Origin of the sequence: Planomicrobium soli (assembly GCF_003014655.1) — a bacterium.
GTDB lineage: Bacteria > Bacillota > Bacilli > Bacillales_A > Planococcaceae > Planococcus > Planococcus soli_B.
On the sequence record NZ_PYAT01000012.1, the window covers coordinates 41,464 to 58,641 of the forward strand.

Here is a 17,178-nt window from a genome sequence, read left to right on the forward strand (position 1 = left end):
CGTCACGCCTTTACTTCAAATGGCGAACCGATTTCTGCATCTGCGGGCAAGACAAGTATTCCTTTTTCTTGCGGAGCATCAGGCAAAGCCAATTCTTTTGCAGAGCAAATCATCCCGCTCGAAGCAACACCACGCAATTCAGCGTCCCGTATCAGCATTCCCGAAGGCATGATTGCCCCGACTTTCGCCACTACCACTTTTTGTCCTTGCTCAACGTTCGGCGCCCCGCAAACGATTTGTAGTGTTTCTGCTCCGACAGCCACCTGGCATACGTTCAGTTTGTCGGCATTGGGATGCTTTTCTTGTGCTGCGACAAAGCCGACAACAAATTTAGGGGATAAATCCACTTCTAAGATATAGTCGATATCGTTTTTCTCCAATGCATTTTGCAGCGAAGTCACTAGTTCTTCCGATAAATCCACTGCCTGAGTTTCCGGGAAATCAATATAAGAAGACGCGTTGAACAAGTTGAATCCGGTGATTTGATCTGCTTCGTCCTTTATAAGGGTGACATCTCCTGAAATTTGCACGGTGATTTCTTCTGGTTTTTCCATTTGTAATTGAACCAACAATACATCGCCGATTCCATCTTTATTGTAAAAAACATTCATTTTTTATCGTTCTCCTTGGTTGGTCTATTTTTTGCCATAATGAAGATTGGCTCCAGTTCATCTTTATCGTATATGAATGACAAAGAAGTGATTGGCACTTTGCCGTTTGTGAAAAAGTGCATCGCCATTTGCGCTAATACGTCATACCCGGTTTCATTGCGGATATCGCCGATGATCAGCACATCCTGATGGGGAACGGAAACTGTCATATCTCCGGTTATTTTCATTTTCATTTCTTTAAGGAAAGATTCATTCAAGATCCGCGACGCATCATATCCATCATTTTCATTCAAAAAATAAAAGATATTGCCTGCAACATGGTCTTCTTTTAATTTATTCGCCAGCTTTTTCACTTGAAATTTTGCAACTTCTTTCAGCTGGTCTTCTGTCAGACTTAATGAATTTAACACATTTTCATCAATTAAGCGATAGGTAGTACCAGCATCCACGGCGAAATACACCCGTGTTTCCGCCGTGTGTTCTGACGTAATGAACTTATGGCCTTCATTGGATTCCAGTGGAAATGAAGTTGAGCGAATTACCGGATAAATGTGTTCTGAAGACACGAGCTCCCCTTTCGCTTCTCTTTCCATCGCGTTAAACGTTTCTGTAATGGTGTAGACGATTTCCTCTATCGCATCGTCGCCTTTTGCCTGATAACGGTTGATTACCTGCGGAAGCGAAAGAGACATGCCTTTTTGCAAGGTTTCATGGCGAATATGAACCATATCTTTTTCGCGGTCAAAGCGCCATTCCAATTGGCGGCTTGGCATCCGCTCTCTTAATAAGTTCACCAATTCAGTTGATTTCATGAGCGTTCATCCTTTCAAAAATAAACGGTTCAGCCCAGAAGGCGAACCGTCTTTTTTATTATTTCGGCAAATTGGCCAGGAATGATTCGATTTCTTCTTGCGTCTTCCGGTCTTTGCTGACAAATCGCCCTGCTTCCTGGCCATTATTGAATGCCAGAAAACTTGGGATTCCATAGACATCTTTTTCAATGCACAAATCAATAAATTCATCGCGGTCAACAGAAATAAATTCATATTCCTGAAAAGAATTTTCCACCTCGGGCATGATTGGGTCAATTACCCGGCAATCCGGACACCATCCGGCTGTAAACATGAATACGACCGGTTTCTCCTCGGCCAAATCATGGAATTCGTCAACTGATTGTAAACGTCTCATGTATAGTCCCACCCCTATTCTTCCGGATCGATCGATCGGATTGTTTTCATCATCCAGTCCATATTGTCAGCAATATTGCTTTCTTTGGAAATGGTGGTCATTTTCACGCCGCCCACACTCTCTACAATCTCATAGCGTTCTTCAGCAATCAGCCGGACTGTTGTAAAGCCGAAACGGCCATTTTGTTCGAAGGTTTCATCCACCAGCCACTGTTGTTCTGGATTTGCTTTTTGAAGATCATAAAAAAACTTGCTGTCACTTTTTTCATTCGGATTTATAAACAATACAAAAGAATCGCTGCCTTTTGTAATAATCACGTTATTTCTATCGGAAGGTTTTTCAATTGTATAGCCGCCAGGGAGATATAGGCCCCTATCATCCGCCTGTTCATTGGTGTTCATCGGTTCTTGTTCGAACGCATCACGTGCATTCGCTAAACCATCAGCAACCCGCTCTTCTGGCGTTGCCATGCAACCGGCCAGCATCACTGCTGTAAAAAGAATCATTCCGACCCATCTTTTTCGAGGCACAAACATTCCTCCTTAGCTTTGCATGTTCTTATTTTAAAGGTGTTTCGAAGCACATGCAACTGAATCGCCGCTTAGCATGTATTGTCCGAGCAAAAGTTTGACGATATGCTGAAACATCTCATCACGATTGACAAGTCCTGCTGTCAGAATTCCGACGGCGCCTTTATGATGGCGAATGCCGCTTTCCTGCGCATATACATCCATGATCGGACCAAGTTCCTCTCCTGCCCGTAAAGGATCCGCAATGCTTTTTGGCAATGGAATTTGCGCCCCGGCCGCGGTATAAAGCTCCCCACTTTCTGAATAAAGAGCACCCCAATTGCACAAATGCAGCACACCTTCCAGTTCATAGACGCCCCCTTCAAGGCCTATGGCAATATCAGCCTCACAGCGGAGTGCTCGCTGGGCCCGGTTGACCGCACCAAGCCGGGTTTCTTCAAGAGAAAAAGGTTGTGCCGACACGCCGGAATCCGTCTCCAAGGATTGCAGTTCAAAAGCCATTTCCAGTTCGGTTAAGACGGTTGAAACGGCTTTGATTTTTGCAGGATTGCTTGAGGCGATAACTGCATGAATTTTTTTCATTTTTTCATTCCTTTCAATTTTCATGTGATGCTCGGACAAAAAAAAGAGCCCGAAGGCACTTTTTTAAACGTTTTGTTTAATTGTTTCAACAGTGGAGCGGTCGGCAGTCTTCACAAGCTGCTTTAGCAATTCTTTTGCAGCTGCGTAATCATCCGTATGGACAATAGATGCTGCTGTGTGGATATAACGTGAGCAAATGCCAATGACCGAACTCGGTACGCCTTGGTTTGAAATATGGACGCGGCCTGCATCAGTACCGCCAGGCGACACAAAAAACTGATGCGGAATTTTGTGGGTTGCTGCTGTATCCAAAATAAATTCGCGCATGCCCCGGTGCGTAACCATACTTTTATCCAGAATGCGGATAAGCGTTCCTTTGCCAAGTTGGCCAAATTCATTTTTATTGCCGTTTGCATCGTTTGCCGGGCTGGCGTCAAGCGCAAAAAACATGTCGGGATCGATCATGTTTGCTGCTGTCTGTGCACCGCGCAATCCGACCTCCTCCATAACCGTCGCACCTGAAAACAGTTGGTTTGGCAAAGTTTCACCATTCAACTCTTTCAGCAGTTCTATTGCCAGACCGCAGCCGTAGCGATTATCCCAAGCCTTGGCCATGATTTTCTTCTCATTTGCCATTGGTGTAAACGGGCTGAAAGGAACGATTTGCTGCCCTGGACGTATCCCTATTGCAAGAGCATCGTCTTTGTTATCAGCTCCGATATCGATCAGCATGTTTTTAATATCCATTGGTTTTTTACGAAGCTCTTCACTTAATAGATGCGGTGGAATTGAACCTATGACCCCTGGAATGGATTTGTCGCCGGCGATAACTTCCACGCGGGTTGCAAGCATTACTTGATTCCACCAGCCACCTAGCGGCTGGAAGCGAAGGAGGCCATTATCAGTAATGGATGAAACCATGAACCCGACTTCGTCCATATGGCCAGCAACCATGATTCGCGGCCCATCTTCTTTGCCGCGTTTGACACCGAAGACACTTCCTAGCTTATCTTGGATAATTTCATCAGAGTATTTACCGAGTTCATGTTTCATAAACTTTCTTACTGCATGTTCGTTGCCAGGAGTTCCCGGAAGTTCCGTCAAAGTTTTGAATAGATTTATTGTTTCACGGTTCATATAACTAATTCCTCCTAAATAACTGCCTTTTATCAGTTTAGAGTTTTTATCGAAGTATTTCCACTTTTATATTTCGATTAGCGAAAGAAAAGTTTTGCATGCCACATTATTTCCTTGCTCGTTTTCTTTTATGGTACAATTTATTCAGCACGTATAGGAGGGATTCGAGTGAAAAATCGCGATTTATTGATTGGGTTTGCAACAGGAGCTGTTACGGCTTTTTTAGTAAAAGAAGCATACGACCGCAAAGAAAAGCTTTACTCAGCAGACGATGTGCTGAAGCAAGTGAAATCTGCCTTTAAAGAAGAAGGGCCGATCGACGGTTCCTGGATTTTCATGAAAACCGAACCGTACAAACAGCACGCAGTAACAACAGAAGTCTACAAAGGCGGCATTACGCGCCACCGCCAAGATCAGCTGGAACAATTCGAATTTCTCGCTGACGCTTATACCGGCGCCGTTTTAGAAGTAAAAAAAGTATAAAAAGGAACTATTTTTGTTCCTTTTTGCAAGCTGCCGAGAATTTTTCGGCGGCTTTTTATTTCCTTTGAAACAGACTTTTGCACGCCTGCTATCCGTAGTTCCCGCTTATTCTCCGAACTTATGCCTCCCTATTGGTTTGCTGGAGAACCTGCCTCTTACACAGAACTTTTTCACTAGTAAAAAAGAGCCGGGATTCCGGCTCTTTCTACTATTTCAATTCTTTATATTTGACCGATTTGACAATTTCTTTGCCGTCTTGGCTCCATTTTAATATGCGGTAATAAGCGTCATGGTAAAAGGTGAAGTAAAAGCCTTTTTCCAAAGCTTCTTTTACCAATTTCTCTTTTGCATAGATTGAATCCATCGGATAGTCATCATATGCCAGGACCCAGAGCGGATTTTGATGGGCATGAGTCGGCATAATGTCGCCCATATGCAGAATCGTTTCCCCGCCGCTTGCCAGTTTGATAACGCTGTGGCCATTTGAATGCCCGCCAGTATGTATCATGGAAATCGCCTCAAAAAGTGTCAGTTCTTTTTCGAATGTTTCTATTTGAGAAACGATCGGCTCCCAGTTTTCTTTCCAGTAGGTATTTCTCGAACGAATATTGGGGTTTTTCATTTCTTCCCATTCAACAGAAGATACATAGATTTTTGCATTTGGAAAAACTGGTGCGTAAGCCTCTCCATTTTTTTTCGTCAATCCAGCTGCATGGTCGCCATGCAAATGTGTCATTAATACGATATCAATATCTTCCAATGTTAACCCTAGTTCTTTCAAGTCTTCCTCAATCCGAGATTCTGAAGAAACGCCTAAGTTACGCTTTTGGCGATCCGTCAATTTTCCAGCCCCAAGGCCGCTATCAATAATAATATTGTGGCCTTGGAACTGAACTAAAATTGGGTGCGTCGGCAATTCAATTTGATTGTCTTCAGTGACTGGATACCGCTTCGACCAGACAACTTTCGGCACTACTCCAAACATTGTGCCCCCGTCCAGCCATGTGGTTCCCCCATCCAGCCACGTTAATGTCATGTCGTGAAATTGAAACTTCTCCATTTTCCATCCCCCTGATCATTAGACTGCCTGAAATTGTGCTTCCAGCCGATAAATCGGCTGCCCTTTTTTCGAAAACTTTTCTTCATACTCGGTCATAATGTTCCATTCCGGCTCATTGGCATGCAAATCCAATGAAACGTCTTTTAACAACATGCCATATTCGGAAATGCTGGTAAGCGAATATTCGAATAAACCACGGTTGTCCGTCTTGAAGTGGATTTCGCCATTTTCAGGCAGAACTGTTTCGTATAACCGTAAAAACGTCTCATGTGTCAGACGGCGTTTTGCATGGCGAGATTTTGGCCATGGATCCGAAAAGTTCAAGTAAAGCCGGTCCACTTCGCCTTTCTCGAAATACGATTCGATATCTTTTGCGTTCACTTTCAACAGGCGCAAGTTTGGAATGCCGCCTTCCTCTTCCAAAACACGCTCGAGTGCGCTGACAATAACGCTGTCAAAAAGTTCGATTCCTATATAGTTGATGTCCGGATTCATTTTCGCCATACCGACGATAAACCGGCCTTTCCCTGTTCCCGCTTCAATGTGCAGCGGGTGATCATTGCCAAAAACTTCTTGCCATTTCCCTTTTACTTTCTCCGGTTCGGGAATGATGATTTCCGGATGGGCTCCGATTAACTCGGCTGCCCATGGTTTAAAACGTGATCTCATTAGTCTTCCTCTTTCTGTTCTATATTCACAGATTGCCAATACTGTTTGCTCACAGCGTATGTTACTGTTTGATTTATAGGCATTGTTCCTGCACTATCTCCATCAATATGGCGGAAAACGGCTTTATTCGCCGTTAGCCTGAACTCAGGCCGGCTCATTTGGGCCACTTCCTTGAAACGCGTATGGGTTCCAGTAAATACCGTACCAAAAACGAATAATAGTTTCAATCGGGACAAATTATGGACGACCGTTAATTCCACCAATCCATCGTCCGCTTTAGAATGGGGCGAAATTTTCATGCCTCCTCCGAAATAAGGCTGATTGCTGACCGTTGCGAACCAGACATTGTCAAACACTTGCCTATTGTTCCCGTTCTCCACCGTCAATTGAAACCGTTCAAAGTTCATCAACGTTTTGATAACGTAAAGCACATAAACAATTTTTCCAGCCCTGAATTGATTTAGCCATTTTTTAACCGGCGACCGGTTGACCAGCACCGAAATTTCGGCATCAAAACCGATGCCAGAACTACTGACAAAATAAGCCCTCGCTTCTTCGCTGAATTGACCCAGGTCTTTTTTTATATAACCTGGACTTTTTAGAAAGCGAACGATAGATTCCGCGTCAGAAAAAGCGGAAAACCCTCTGCAAAAATCGTTGCCCGATCCCGCTGGAACGGCACCGACAACTAGATGCTCAGCTCCTGCTGCACCGGCAATGATTTCGCGCAATGTGCCATCTCCTCCAAAGCCGACCAGAAGAACTTTTTCTGTTGAAACACGCAGCTCTTTTGCCACGCTCGTGGCATGGCCCTTCTTTTCAGTAACCACAGCTTCAAAAGGAAAAGGGATGGTTTGCTCGAAGCGCCGCCACTTTTTCAGGGCATTGCCGTTGCCGGCGGCCGGATTGATGATGAACACTACTTTCATTTGCCGCCACTCAGCGGCACTGCACTATGCGAACAAATCATTCGTCAACCTTCTTCCAATTGGTAAGTTTGAATCGGGATGTATCTTGGCACTTGCTGCGGCTCAATTTGAAATACCGAGAATTCCGTCACTTGGAAAGTCACTGGTCCAAGCGACAAGGACTGCTTGATCGGCGGACCGCCTTTCCATTTTCCTGCGAGCGTGATATGCGGTACGAACGGTTTCGTGTCCGGATTCAAGTGAAAGGGCTGCAGTGTTTGCCGGACAGATTGTTGCAAAGCCGCCAATTCTTCGCTTTCTTCAATGGATGCATAGATGATGCGCGGGGTTAAAGGATTGCCGAACGCTTTCACCCCATTAATTGTAAGTTTGAAAGCTGCATGTGCAACTTCCTTCAGTGCTTCTGCTGCAGCTTTGATTTCCGAATTGGGGTCGTTGCCGATAAAAAGCAAGGTGATGTGCATATCTACTGGCGAAGTGTAACGTTTATGGCTCGTTAAATTCCATTCTTGTCTTGCCGCATCTAATTTCCCCGCAACTTCCGCCGGGATTTTGATCCCGATAAAGTAATGTTTGGACATTAGCGCACCTCTTTTCAGTTTATCATTTAACCTCTAATAAAAAAATAGTGATCGGCGTTTGCCGATCACTTTCATTTATGCTTTTACTCCCAAGTTCAACTTTTCAGCGAACGCTTTTTGAAGCTTTTTAGTCAGCACACCTGGAGTGCCGTCGCCGATTGTCTGGCCATCAATTTCGATGATCGGCATTACCTCAGCAGTCGTAGAAGACAAGAAAAACTCATCCATTTCCAGCGCCTGGGTTTTCGTAAAGGCAGTTTCCTGCACTTGGATTCCTGCTTCTTGGCAAAGGTCTAAAATTACGCTTCTTGTAATGCCCGGCAAAATCAGGTTGTCTGTCGGATGGGTGAACACCACTCCGTCTTTTATTCCGTACATATTTGTAGAAGAACCTTCTGTTACAACTTCACCGCGATGAAGAATTGCTTCATAGAATCCTTTGTCGTAAGCCTCTTGCTTTGCAAGGACGTTGCCAAGAAGATTCAAGCTCTTGATGTCGCAGCGAAGCCAGCGGATGTCTTCGATAAATGTTCCGCGTACACCCGCCTCCATCAATTCAACAGGGCGTTCAACCGTTTTCGTATAACCGATCAAAACCGGCGGCGCATCTATCGGAAAATGGTGTTGGCGAATTGAAGCTCCGCGCGTAATCTGCACGTATACTTGGCCATTGTTGATTTCATTTTTTTCAACTAAATCGTACATCAATTTGTGGAAAACATCTTTTGTGTAAGGGATGACGATTTTTATTTTTTCCGCACTTGCATAGAAGCGATCGATATGCTCTTTTGCTGTGAACATATTTCCTTCGTACACGCGGATTACCTCATAAATTCCATCCCCGAACTGGTAACCTCGATCTTCTTTGGAAATCACCAATTCTTCTTCGCGAATAAACTGATCATTATGTAAAATTACGTCCATTTCTAATCCCTCTTCTCTCATTTTTTACAAGCCAATTGATAGATTGTTTCCGCATAGATAGCAGTCGCTTTTACTAGGTTATCAATATCCACAAATTCATCCAATTGATGGGCCACATCTTTTTCTCCTGGGAATAGCATGCCAAATGCGACGCCTTTTTTCAAGACACGGGCATACGTACCACCGCCAATCGCCAAAAGATCAGCCTTTTGCCCTGTCTGTCTTTCATAGACGCTTTGAAGCGTTTGAATAAAAGGATCGCTCTCGTCCACATGGTGGGGCGGGGAGTTTGAAACGATTTCCAGCAAGAATCCTTCCTTTTTAAAGTCGGCCATTTTATTGTCGAAGGGAAAGCTTACCGAATAACGCATGCTGATGGATACTGTCGCTTTTTGGCCGCGTTCGAATCGGATGATGCCTGCATTGAACGTTGTATCTCCGGATATTTCATCCTTATAAGCGAGGCCCAGTTTCTTGCCGCGCGAATCGCCGTGGAAATAATCGGCGATAAATGTTGTAAACTGTTGTCCTTCGCCGCTTAAATGATCTTTCAAGAATAACGCAAGCAAAATTCCGGCATTGACGCCATGGTCCGGTTCCATCGCATGGGCCGATTTGCCGTGCAGCGTTAATGTTGTATACCCGTCGACTTCTTCGCTGGAACCTATTAAATTACGGGCTCTGCAGAATTTTTCAAACCTTTCCTGCCACTTTGCAAAATCTCCCGCTACTGTCGCTTCCGCTAAGTCCGGCACCATATTGGTCCGCTCTCCGGATTTAAAAGTGAACAGGTTATCGTCTTGTGTCCAATTTGCTTTTGAAAATACCAAGCCAGCAATGCCTTTTTCTGCATTGATGATCGGGAAGTCCGCATCCGGCGCAAATGCGATTGTCGGCATTTCTTCCTTTTCGAAATAGCGCTTGACACACCGGAATCCACTTTCTTCATCAGTACCGATAATGAGGCGAACCCGTTTTGAAAAATCAAAACCTGCTTCCTTCACTATGTTCAAGGCGGTCCAAGCTGCGATTGTCGGCCCTTTATCGTCAATTGCGCCCCTGCCATAGAGCTTGCCATCTTCAATAACTCCACTAAACGGATCTTTTGTCCATCCGGTTCCGGTCGGGACCACATCTACATGCCCTAAAATGCCGAGCAGCTCGTCGCCTTCCCCCGTTTCCAGGTGCCCTGCAACATGGTCTACGTTTTTCACTTGAAACCCATTGGCCGTTCCTTTTTCCAAAAACCATTCAAGCGCCCGCTTTACATCCCTTCCAAAAGGAGCTTCCGGCGCCGTTTCATCACTTAATACACTCGGAATTGCAATCAGCTGCTGCAATTCTTCAAGCATTCGATCTTTTCGCTTTTCTGCTTCCAGTTGCCAATCCATATTCCACACTCCTTTTTATTAAAGCTATTGTACACCTTTTTTGCATAAATTAAATAATGCTTGTATAAAACGGGCATTTTTTTGCCTTTTATTCCATCAAATAGCAGAAAAAAAGCGAAAATTATAGTAAACTAATTATTTTTTCGATATAATCAAATTGTCAAATAAATTCTTTTGACACATTCTTTTAGAAAAAGGGGTTGTCGTTCTCAATACCTAGTCTGCTGTATACACCTCAGCACCTCGTCCGCTAGTCTTTGCCAATGGGAAAAAAGATGAAGGAGTGGTTTATTTTAATGAAACCTACCACTGATCGCATGCTCATTCGAATTAAAGATATGTATAAGTACATCCGAGATAACGGAACTGTAACTACGCAAGATTTAGTCGATGAATTCGGCATCACTCCTCGCACCATTCAAAGAGATTTGAATGTGTTAGCCTTTAACGATTTGGTGATTAGCCCAACTCGAGGCAAATGGACAACGACGCATAAAAAAGTGAAAGTGACAACCTGAATGGCTTTCTAAACAAAGAAAATGACCGCAAAAGCTGCGGTCATTTTCTTTGTTTTAGAAGTTCGATTTCTTCTTCGGTCAAATGGCGATACTGCCCAAGCGCAAGTGCAGGGTCTAATGTTAGCGGACCCATCGACAGCCTTTTCAAATACGCCACTTCTTTGCCGACGCTTAGGAACATGCGCTTGACTTGATGAAATTTCCCTTCCGTAATCGTCAGTTCGATTTCAGATACCGGCCCGCTTTTCAGCACTTTCAGCTGGCCCGATTTAGTAACATACCCATCTTCAAGCGTGACACCTTTTTCAAAAGCGGCAACGTCTTCACCGGTCACTTCACCATTAATAACAGCAAAATATGTTTTATCCACGTGCTTTTTTGGTGATAACAGTTCATGGGCGAGTTGCCCATCGTTTGTCAAAAGTAAAAATCCTTCTGTATCTTTGTCAAGCCGTCCCACAGGAAACGGTTGGAAATGCTGCTCCTCTTCCTTTAGAAGATCGATAACAGTCCGGTCGTACCTGTCTTCTGTCGCCGAAATTACACCAGCCGGTTTGTTCATCAACAGATAGACAAATTCTGCGTATTCCACCGTTTCTCCGTGCACTTCGATTTTATCGTGGTATTCATCGACTTGTATTTTCGGATCCCGGACAATTGCACCGTTCACTTCCACCGCTTTTGACTTCAGCAGAACTTTCACTTCTTTCCGGGAACCAAATCCCATATTGGACAAGAATTTATCGATGCGCATGTTGCCCTCCTAGAAACCGAATTTTCGAGTATATTTTGTCAAACGTTCACCGAGCAATTTTTGTGCTATGCCTGTTTTCAATCCGATAAAGCCATATACAGCCCCGCCTATTGCTCCAACAAGCAAAATCCGGATGATTGAATGAAATTTGCTGTCCATCTGCAAATAGAGGTCAAGTACCGAGATAGCTGCAAAAACAACAGCCGCCATAACAGCATTCATCAAAATGATTAAAACGATTCTTCTTAAGACTAAAGAAGAACGGTAATTTAACGTTTTCGCTATAACAGCCAAGTTCATGGCGATTGCCATAACATAACCGATGACCGTGGCAGCTATCGCCCCATCTGTTTCAAACATTTTGATCAGCGGAATATTCAAAGCAAGTTTTAACAGCAAACCGACTAATAAGTTTAAAATGATCCATTTCTGTTGGTTGATTCCTTGCAAAATGGAAGCCGTGACCGGGAATAACGCGAAGAGAATCGCCACCGGCAAGTAATGGGCAAGAATCTGGGAACCGCTTGCGCTTACTTCATAGAACACATGATACAGCTCGTCAGACAGCATCGTCATCCCGACGACTGCCGGCAAGGTCATGAAGAGCAAAACTTGAAACGATTGATCCAACGTCCGGGTGACTTGATCGTGCTCATTTCTAGTAAAGTATCTTGTAATGAGCGGAATCAATGCCATGGAGAATCCAGTGGCAAGCATGACCGGAATCATTACTAATTTGTGGGCGGTAAAGTTTAAGATGCTCAAGTATTTGCTGGATTCTGCAGCATTCGCTGTCGTACTCATTGCATTGTTAAACGTTAACATGTCGACAAACTGGAATAATGGATTGGCAATGCCGAGGAATACGACCGGTACCGCATAGATAGCAATTTCTTTATACATATCGCGTAACCGTACGTCGTATGACTCGACTGAATTCGCCCGTAGTTCGTTGTATTCCGGCTTTTTCTTTCTCCAGTAATAGAACAATACCATAACGCCGCCGAGCGCTCCAATTGCGGCAGAAAGCACTGCGACCTGCACAGCGGTTTTTGGTGTGCCGTCCAAGAAATTCAAGACAATATAGGCACCTGCAAGCAAGAAAATAATTCGGACGATCTGTTCAATCAGCTGAGAAACCGCCGTAGGCATCATGAAATTGTACCCTTGGAAAAACCCGCGCCACAAGCTCATGAACGGCACGACAATCAAAGCAAAACTGACCCATTGAATCACTTCTTTAACATCCTGCACCGAGTGGAATTTATCTTTTTCATCGATTGTCATATGAGCAAGCGGCTCTGCAAAGAAATACAGCAGCAAAAATGCGACAAATCCTGTAACCATCATTGTCAGCAATCCAGACTTCAAAAGCCGGCGCCCAGTTTCATAATCACCGAGTGAATTGTATTTTGCTACGAATTTGGAAAAAGCGATTGGGGCACCGGAAATCGCAAGCGACAGCATCAGGTTATACGGTATGTATGCATATTGGTAGAGGCCGATGTTTTCTTCCCCGACCATATCATAAAACGGGATAACGTAAATAACGCCGAGAATTTTTGATAAGAATAAACCTAAGGTTAAAATGGCGGTTCCTTTGATGAGTGTAGACATTTTGCACTTCCTGACTTGTATGTAATAATCTAAGTTTTGATTACGCTTTTATTCTTGTAAAAAAACAATCTACACGATAGTGTACACCCATAGAAGAAATTACTCAACGTGTTTTGACGTATCGTGTATACTGAAAAGAAAAACGAAAGCGAGTTCTTATTTTATGTATGACGTAATTATCATTGGCGGGGGTCCCTCGGGGCTTATGGCCTCAATTGCCGCCGCCTCTAGAAACCAAAAGGTTTTATTGGTTGAAAAAGGAAAAAAACTTGGAAAAAAACTGATTATTTCTGGTGGAGGACGCTGCAACGTTACCAATCGTCTGCCTCTTGACGAAATTGTGAAAAATATTCCAGGGAACGGCCGTTTTTTGCACAGTCCGTTTTCTGTGTTCAGTAACGAAGATATTATTGCATTTTTTGAAGGCCTTGGTGTCGCGTTGAAAGAAGAAGACCACGGCCGCATGTTCCCGGTATCCGATCGTGCGCAAGATGTGGCTGACGCCATGTTCCGTGAAATGGACCGGCTGAATGTGACTGTTCTGCTCGAATCGCCTGTAAAAAAATTGCTGATGACTGACGATCGTGTGACAGGTATCCGCCTGCACTCGGGAGAAGAATATACTGCAAAAGCAGTGGTCGTCGCAGTCGGCGGAAAAGCGGTACCGCAAACCGGTTCTACCGGCGACGGCTATCCATGGGCGGAAAAAGCCGGCCATCTAGTGACCGACTTGTATCCGACAGAAGTACCGCTCCTGTCAAAAGAACCGTTTATCGTCAACCGCGAACTGCAAGGATTGGCATTGCGCGACGCAGCTGTTTCGGTACTGAATAAAAAAGGCAAGGCGATCATCACCCACCAAATGGACATGCTGTTCACCCATTTTGGTTTGAGCGGTCCAGCGGTATTGCGCTGCAGCCAGTTTGTCGTAAAAGAATTAAAGAAAAACGGCGGTGCCCCTGTCGAAATCCGTATCAACTCCCTGCCGGATGAAAACGCCGAATCGGCATTCCAGCTGCTGCACAAAATGATGAAGGATGATCCAAAAAAAGCAGTGAAAAATGTATGGAAAGGAATTGGCCAGGAACGTTGGATGCTTTTCCTCTTTGAACGTGCAGGCATTGATCCGCAAGCAATCGGCGCTGAACTTGCCAGCGACAAAGTCCGTGCGCTTGCCGCTCAACTGACCTCATTTTCCATGTTCGTCACCGGTACGCAGCCGATTGAAAAAGCGTTTGTTACTGGCGGCGGGGTTTCCATCAAGGAAATCGAACCGAAAACAATGGCCTCCAAAAAGAAAGCCGGCCTCTACTTCTGCGGTGAAATTTTGGACATACATGGCTATACCGGCGGCTACAATATCACATCTGCGCTCGTGACCGGCAATGTTGCCGGCCAAAGTGCTGCCCGCTTTGCGCAAGAATTTGCCGCAAACGCATAGTTTTATAGAAATAAAGCCATTCGCACCTAATGCGAATGGCTTTATTTTTTGAGTTATTTACGGTTCTCAGGACTTTTACGCATGCTCAGAAACTCATATGCACGCTTAGAAAAAAATTCGCACGCTCACCGAAAAATATGCACGTTCGCTAACATTCGACTACAAAAAACCTGTCCGGCAGTTTAAAGCTGCCGGACAGGTTTTTTTATTTATGCTACTACAATATTGATCAATTTCCCTGGAATTGCAATGACTTTGCGAATTTCTTTGCCGTCAGCCGCTTTTTGTACATGCTCGTCGGCAAGCGCTGCCGCTTCAAGCTCTTCTTTCGTGCTGGCTTTTGCGACAACCAGTTTCGTTCTCACTTTGCCATTCACTTGGACAACGATTTCCACTTCATCTGAAACCAATTTCGACTCGTCAAATGCCGGCCATGCTTCGTAAGAGACTGTGCCGCTATGGCCCAACTTCTCCCAAAGCTCTTCGGCCACATGCGGCGCGATTGGAGACAATAATTTTACAAAGCCTTCAACATATTCTTTCGGAATAGCATCAGCTTTATAGCCTTCGTTGATAAAGACCATCATTTGTGAAATGGCAGTGTTGAAACGAAGTCCTTCAAAGTCTTCCGTTACTTTTTTAACTGTCTGGTGGTAGACTTTTTCAAGTTTGCCATCGTTTGCCTCTACCACTTTTCCGCTCAATCCGTCTTCTTCCACCAGCAATCGCCAAACCCGGTCAAGGAAACGGCGTGAACCATCAAGCCCATTTGTCGACCAAGCAATCGATGCTTCAAGCGGCCCCATGAACATTTCGTACATGCGAAGCGTATCTGCTCCGTGGCTTTCGATGATTTGGTCCGGGTTAACCACATTGCCTTTGGATTTCGACATTTTTTCATTGCCTTCACCCAAAATCATTCCTTGGTTGAACAATTTTTGGAACGGCTCTTTTGTGGAAACCACTCCCACATCGTAAAGCACTTTGTGCCAGAAACGTGCATACAACAAATGAAGCACTGCATGCTCGGCTCCACCGATGTAAACATCAACCGGAAGCCAGCGTTTCAACAATTCCGGATCTGCGATCATTTCGTCGTTTGTCGGATCGATAAAACGCAAGTAATACCAGCAGCTGCCTGCCCATTGCGGCATTGTGTTCGTTTCGCGGCGGCCTTTCAAACCAGTCTCCGGATGAACAACGTTAACCCATTCTTCAATGTTTGCAAGCGGCGATTCCCCTGTACCGCTCGGCTTAATATCAGTTGTCACCGGAAGCATCAACGGCAAGTCTTTTTCATCAACCGGTGTCATTGTGCCATCTTCCCAGTGGATGATCGGAATTGGTTCGCCCCAGTAGCGCTGGCGGCTGAATAGCCAGTCGCGCAGACGGTAAGTGATTTTCTTCTCGCCGACTCCGTGTTCTTCCAGCCACTGGATCGCCTTGGCAATCGCGTCTTTTTTGTTTAAGCCGTTCAAGAATTCAGAGTTGATCAGTTCCCCGTCTCCTGCATAAGCTTCTTTATCGATAACGCCGCCGGATACCACTTCAACGATCGGCAAATCGAATTGCTTCGCAAATTCATAGTCCCGCTCATCATGCGCCGGAACTGCCATGATCGCACCAGTTCCATAAGTGGCCAATACGTAATCCGCAATCCATATCGGCATTTTTTCGCCGCTCACCGGGTTGATGGCATAGGCTCCAGTAAATACGCCGGACTTGCCTTTAGCCAAATCAGTACGCTCCAAATCGCTTTTCGTTTTTACTTCGTCAATATAAGCTTCAACGGCCGCTTTTTGATCTTCTGTTGTAATGGCTGCCACCAATTTATGTTCCGGCGCCAATACAGCATAAGTAGCGCCGAAAATCGTATCCGGGCGTGTCGTGAATGCGCGGAATGAATGGCCATTGCCATCCACTTTGAATTTCAGCTCCGCTCCTTCGGATTTCCCGATCCAGTTGCGCTGCATGTCTTTCAAACTTTCCGGCCAGTCAAGTTCATCCAAATCTTCAAGCAAGCGGTCTGCATATTCTGTTATGCGCAATACCCACTGGCGCATCGGACGGCGTTCAACCGGATGCCCGCCCCGCTCTGACAATCCGTCGACCACTTCTTCGTTGGCAAGTACTGTTCCTAGTGCAGGACACCAATTCACAGCCACTTCGTCAACATATGCCAACCCTTTATTGTACAATTGAATGAAAATCCACTGCGTCCATTTATAGTAAGCAGGATCTGTCGTATTGATTTCACGGTCCCAATCATATGAGAACCCAAGTTCCTGGATTTGGCGCTTGAACGTTGCGATGTTTTTCGCAGTGAACTCAGCTGGGTCGTTTCCTGTATCCAAAGCATATTGCTCTGCTGGAAGGCCGAATGCATCCCATCCCATCGGGTGAAGAACGTTATAGCCTTGCATGCGTTTCATGCGGCTTAAAATATCCGTCGCTGTGTATCCTTCCGGATGCCCGACGTGAAGGCCTGCACCTGATGGATAAGGAAACATATCAAGTGCATAAAATTTCTCCTTGGACTCATCATTGTCCATTTTGAAAGTTTTATTTTCGGCCCAGTATTTCTGCCATTTCTTTTCAACTTCTTTGTGCTTGAATGTCATATCCAGTTCCTCCTCATTAGAAAAGCGGAAACGGCAAAATGCCGGTGCTGCCAAACTGAACCCTCCCGCTTATGAAAGTCCAGCCAGTGATAGCATGAAAAATAAAAAACTCCCGTCCCTTAAAAAATAAGGGACGGGAGTT

At 44.9% G+C, this 17,178-nt stretch carries 18 protein-coding genes and 1 other annotated feature (1 of these 19 only partly in view); of the genes, 3 read left to right on the forward strand and 15 right to left on the reverse strand.

All coding sequences use genetic code 11. The annotated features are described in order from the left end of the window. Positions 1–2: 2 nt before the first annotated feature. The 6 genes from ytpR to B0H99_RS14100 all read right to left on the reverse strand — a co-directional run bounded on the left by ytpR (position 3) and on the right by B0H99_RS14100 (position 4,048). A complete protein-coding gene (ytpR, locus tag B0H99_RS14075) occupies positions 3–611 on the reverse strand; it encodes a YtpR family tRNA-binding protein (protein ID WP_106534328.1) in 609 nt (202 codons plus the stop codon). Then, positions 608–1,423, reverse strand: a complete 816-nt coding sequence (locus tag B0H99_RS14080) for a DUF1444 family protein (protein WP_106534329.1) — start codon at positions 1,421–1,423, stop codon at positions 608–610. The genes ytpR and B0H99_RS14080 overlap by 4 nt, the downstream gene beginning before the upstream one ends. A gap of 58 nt (positions 1,424–1,481) precedes the next feature. Next, complete coding sequence (locus B0H99_RS14085) at positions 1,482–1,799, reverse strand: thioredoxin family protein (RefSeq protein WP_106534330.1); 318 nt, start codon at positions 1,797–1,799, stop codon at positions 1,482–1,484. Positions 1,800–1,813: 14 nt separating this feature from the next. Beyond that, a complete protein-coding gene (locus B0H99_RS14090; protein WP_106534331.1) occupies positions 1,814–2,329 on the reverse strand; it encodes a hypothetical protein in 516 nt (171 codons plus the stop codon). 33 nt (positions 2,330–2,362) lie between these two features. Further along, a complete protein-coding gene (locus B0H99_RS14095) occupies positions 2,363–2,911 on the reverse strand; it encodes a DUF84 family protein (protein WP_106534332.1) in 549 nt (182 codons plus the stop codon). A 63-nt stretch (positions 2,912–2,974) separates the two neighbouring features. Further along, on the reverse strand, positions 2,975–4,048 hold the full coding sequence (locus B0H99_RS14100) for a M42 family metallopeptidase (protein ID WP_106534333.1): 1,074 nt from the start codon (positions 4,046–4,048) through the stop codon (positions 2,975–2,977). A 168-nt stretch (positions 4,049–4,216) separates the two neighbouring features. On the opposite strand from B0H99_RS14100, the gene B0H99_RS14105 reads away from it, so the two are divergent. After that, positions 4,217–4,531 carry a PepSY domain-containing protein gene (locus B0H99_RS14105; protein WP_106534334.1) on the forward strand — a complete coding sequence of 105 codons (315 nt, stop codon included), beginning with the start codon at positions 4,217–4,219 and terminating at the stop codon, positions 4,529–4,531. A gap of 208 nt (positions 4,532–4,739) precedes the next feature. Here B0H99_RS14105 and B0H99_RS14110 read toward each other — a convergent pair whose 3' ends face one another. The 6 genes from B0H99_RS14110 to pepV form a co-directional block, all read right to left on the reverse strand. Then, on the reverse strand, positions 4,740–5,591 hold the full coding sequence (locus B0H99_RS14110; RefSeq protein ID WP_106534335.1) for a YtnP family quorum-quenching lactonase: 852 nt from the start codon (positions 5,589–5,591) through the stop codon (positions 4,740–4,742). 18 nt (positions 5,592–5,609) lie between these two features. Next, positions 5,610–6,260: a tRNA (guanosine(46)-N7)-methyltransferase TrmB gene (gene trmB, locus B0H99_RS14115; RefSeq protein WP_106534336.1), complete on the reverse strand. Its 651-nt coding sequence runs from the start codon at positions 6,258–6,260 to the stop codon at positions 5,610–5,612. Further along, a complete protein-coding gene (locus B0H99_RS14120) occupies positions 6,260–7,189 on the reverse strand; it encodes a diacylglycerol/lipid kinase family protein (protein WP_106534337.1) in 930 nt (309 codons plus the stop codon). Before B0H99_RS14120 ends, trmB begins: the two co-directional genes overlap by 1 nt. Positions 7,190–7,233: 44 nt before the next feature. Beyond that, positions 7,234–7,770: an RNA 2',3'-cyclic phosphodiesterase gene (gene thpR, locus B0H99_RS14125; RefSeq protein WP_106534338.1), complete on the reverse strand. Its 537-nt coding sequence runs from the start codon at positions 7,768–7,770 to the stop codon at positions 7,234–7,236. Positions 7,771–7,845: 75 nt separating this feature from the next. Next, a complete protein-coding gene (gene dat / locus B0H99_RS14130) occupies positions 7,846–8,694 on the reverse strand; it encodes a D-amino-acid transaminase (RefSeq protein ID WP_106534339.1) in 849 nt (282 codons plus the stop codon). Positions 8,695–8,711: 17 nt separating this feature from the next. Then, positions 8,712–10,085, reverse strand: a complete 1,374-nt coding sequence (gene pepV, locus B0H99_RS14135; RefSeq protein ID WP_106534340.1) for a dipeptidase PepV — start codon at positions 10,083–10,085, stop codon at positions 8,712–8,714. Between the two features lie 296 nt (positions 10,086–10,381). Between pepV and B0H99_RS14140 the strand changes: the two genes are divergently transcribed. Continuing rightward, positions 10,382–10,603 (forward strand): DeoR family transcriptional regulator, encoded by a 222-nt coding sequence (locus tag B0H99_RS14140; protein WP_106534341.1) that lies wholly within the window; start codon positions 10,382–10,384, stop codon positions 10,601–10,603. Between the two features lie 40 nt (positions 10,604–10,643). On the opposite strand, the gene B0H99_RS14145 is transcribed toward B0H99_RS14140, so the two are convergent. Both B0H99_RS14145 and B0H99_RS14150 read right to left on the reverse strand, forming a co-directional pair. After that, the gene (locus tag B0H99_RS14145) at positions 10,644–11,357 is read right to left on the reverse strand and encodes a pseudouridine synthase (protein ID WP_106534342.1); all 714 of its coding nucleotides are present in this window, start codon (positions 11,355–11,357) and stop codon (positions 10,644–10,646) included. Between the two features lie 9 nt (positions 11,358–11,366). Then, entirely contained in the window at positions 11,367–12,974 is a 1,608-nt protein-coding gene (locus B0H99_RS14150) for a putative polysaccharide biosynthesis protein (protein ID WP_106534343.1), read from the reverse strand. A gap of 163 nt (positions 12,975–13,137) precedes the next feature. On the opposite strand from B0H99_RS14150, the gene B0H99_RS14155 reads away from it, so the two are divergent. Then, a complete protein-coding gene (locus B0H99_RS14155; protein WP_106534344.1) occupies positions 13,138–14,415 on the forward strand; it encodes a BaiN/RdsA family NAD(P)/FAD-dependent oxidoreductase in 1,278 nt (425 codons plus the stop codon). 209 nt (positions 14,416–14,624) lie between these two features. Here the strand turns inward: B0H99_RS14155 and leuS are convergent, their stop codons facing one another. Further along, the gene (gene leuS / locus B0H99_RS14160) at positions 14,625–17,036 is read right to left on the reverse strand and encodes a leucine--tRNA ligase (RefSeq protein ID WP_106534372.1); all 2,412 of its coding nucleotides are present in this window, start codon (positions 17,034–17,036) and stop codon (positions 14,625–14,627) included. A gap of 126 nt (positions 17,037–17,162) precedes the next feature. Continuing rightward, positions 17,163–17,178 (reverse strand) — a binding site (T-box leader) (it continues 191 nt past the right edge of the window).

Bases quoted from the DNA above. Each gene is read 5' to 3' on its own strand.
- ytpR (WP_106534328.1), bottom strand. From the start codon at position 611: ATGAATGTTTTTTACAATAAAGATGGAATCGGCGATGTATTGTTGGTT.
- B0H99_RS14080 (WP_106534329.1), bottom strand. From the start codon at position 1,423: ATGAAATCAACTGAATTGGTGAACTTATTAAGAGAGCGGATGCCAAGC.
- B0H99_RS14085 (WP_106534330.1), bottom strand. From the start codon at position 1,799: ATGAGACGTTTACAATCAGTTGACGAATTCCATGATTTGGCCGAGGAG.
- B0H99_RS14095 (WP_106534332.1), bottom strand. From the start codon at position 2,911: ATGAAAAAAATTCATGCAGTTATCGCCTCAAGCAATCCTGCAAAAATC.
- B0H99_RS14100 (WP_106534333.1), bottom strand. From the start codon at position 4,048: ATGAACCGTGAAACAATAAATCTATTCAAAACTTTGACGGAACTTCCG.
- B0H99_RS14110 (WP_106534335.1), bottom strand. From the start codon at position 5,591: ATGGAGAAGTTTCAATTTCACGACATGACATTAACGTGGCTGGATGGG.
- trmB (WP_106534336.1), bottom strand. From the start codon at position 6,260: ATGAGATCACGTTTTAAACCATGGGCAGCCGAGTTAATCGGAGCCCAT.
- B0H99_RS14120 (WP_106534337.1), bottom strand. From the start codon at position 7,189: ATGAAAGTAGTGTTCATCATCAATCCGGCCGCCGGCAACGGCAATGCC.
- thpR (WP_106534338.1), bottom strand. From the start codon at position 7,770: ATGTCCAAACATTACTTTATCGGGATCAAAATCCCGGCGGAAGTTGCG.
- dat (WP_106534339.1), bottom strand. From the start codon at position 8,694: ATGGACGTAATTTTACATAATGATCAGTTTATTCGCGAAGAAGAATTG.
- pepV (WP_106534340.1), bottom strand. From the start codon at position 10,085: ATGGATTGGCAACTGGAAGCAGAAAAGCGAAAAGATCGAATGCTTGAA.
- B0H99_RS14140 (WP_106534341.1), top strand. From the start codon at position 10,382: ATGAAACCTACCACTGATCGCATGCTCATTCGAATTAAAGATATGTAT.
- B0H99_RS14145 (WP_106534342.1), bottom strand. From the start codon at position 11,357: ATGCGCATCGATAAATTCTTGTCCAATATGGGATTTGGTTCCCGGAAA.
- B0H99_RS14150 (WP_106534343.1), bottom strand. From the start codon at position 12,974: ATGTCTACACTCATCAAAGGAACCGCCATTTTAACCTTAGGTTTATTC.
- B0H99_RS14155 (WP_106534344.1), top strand. From the start codon at position 13,138: ATGTATGACGTAATTATCATTGGCGGGGGTCCCTCGGGGCTTATGGCC.
- leuS (WP_106534372.1), bottom strand. From the start codon at position 17,036: ATGACATTCAAGCACAAAGAAGTTGAAAAGAAATGGCAGAAATACTGG.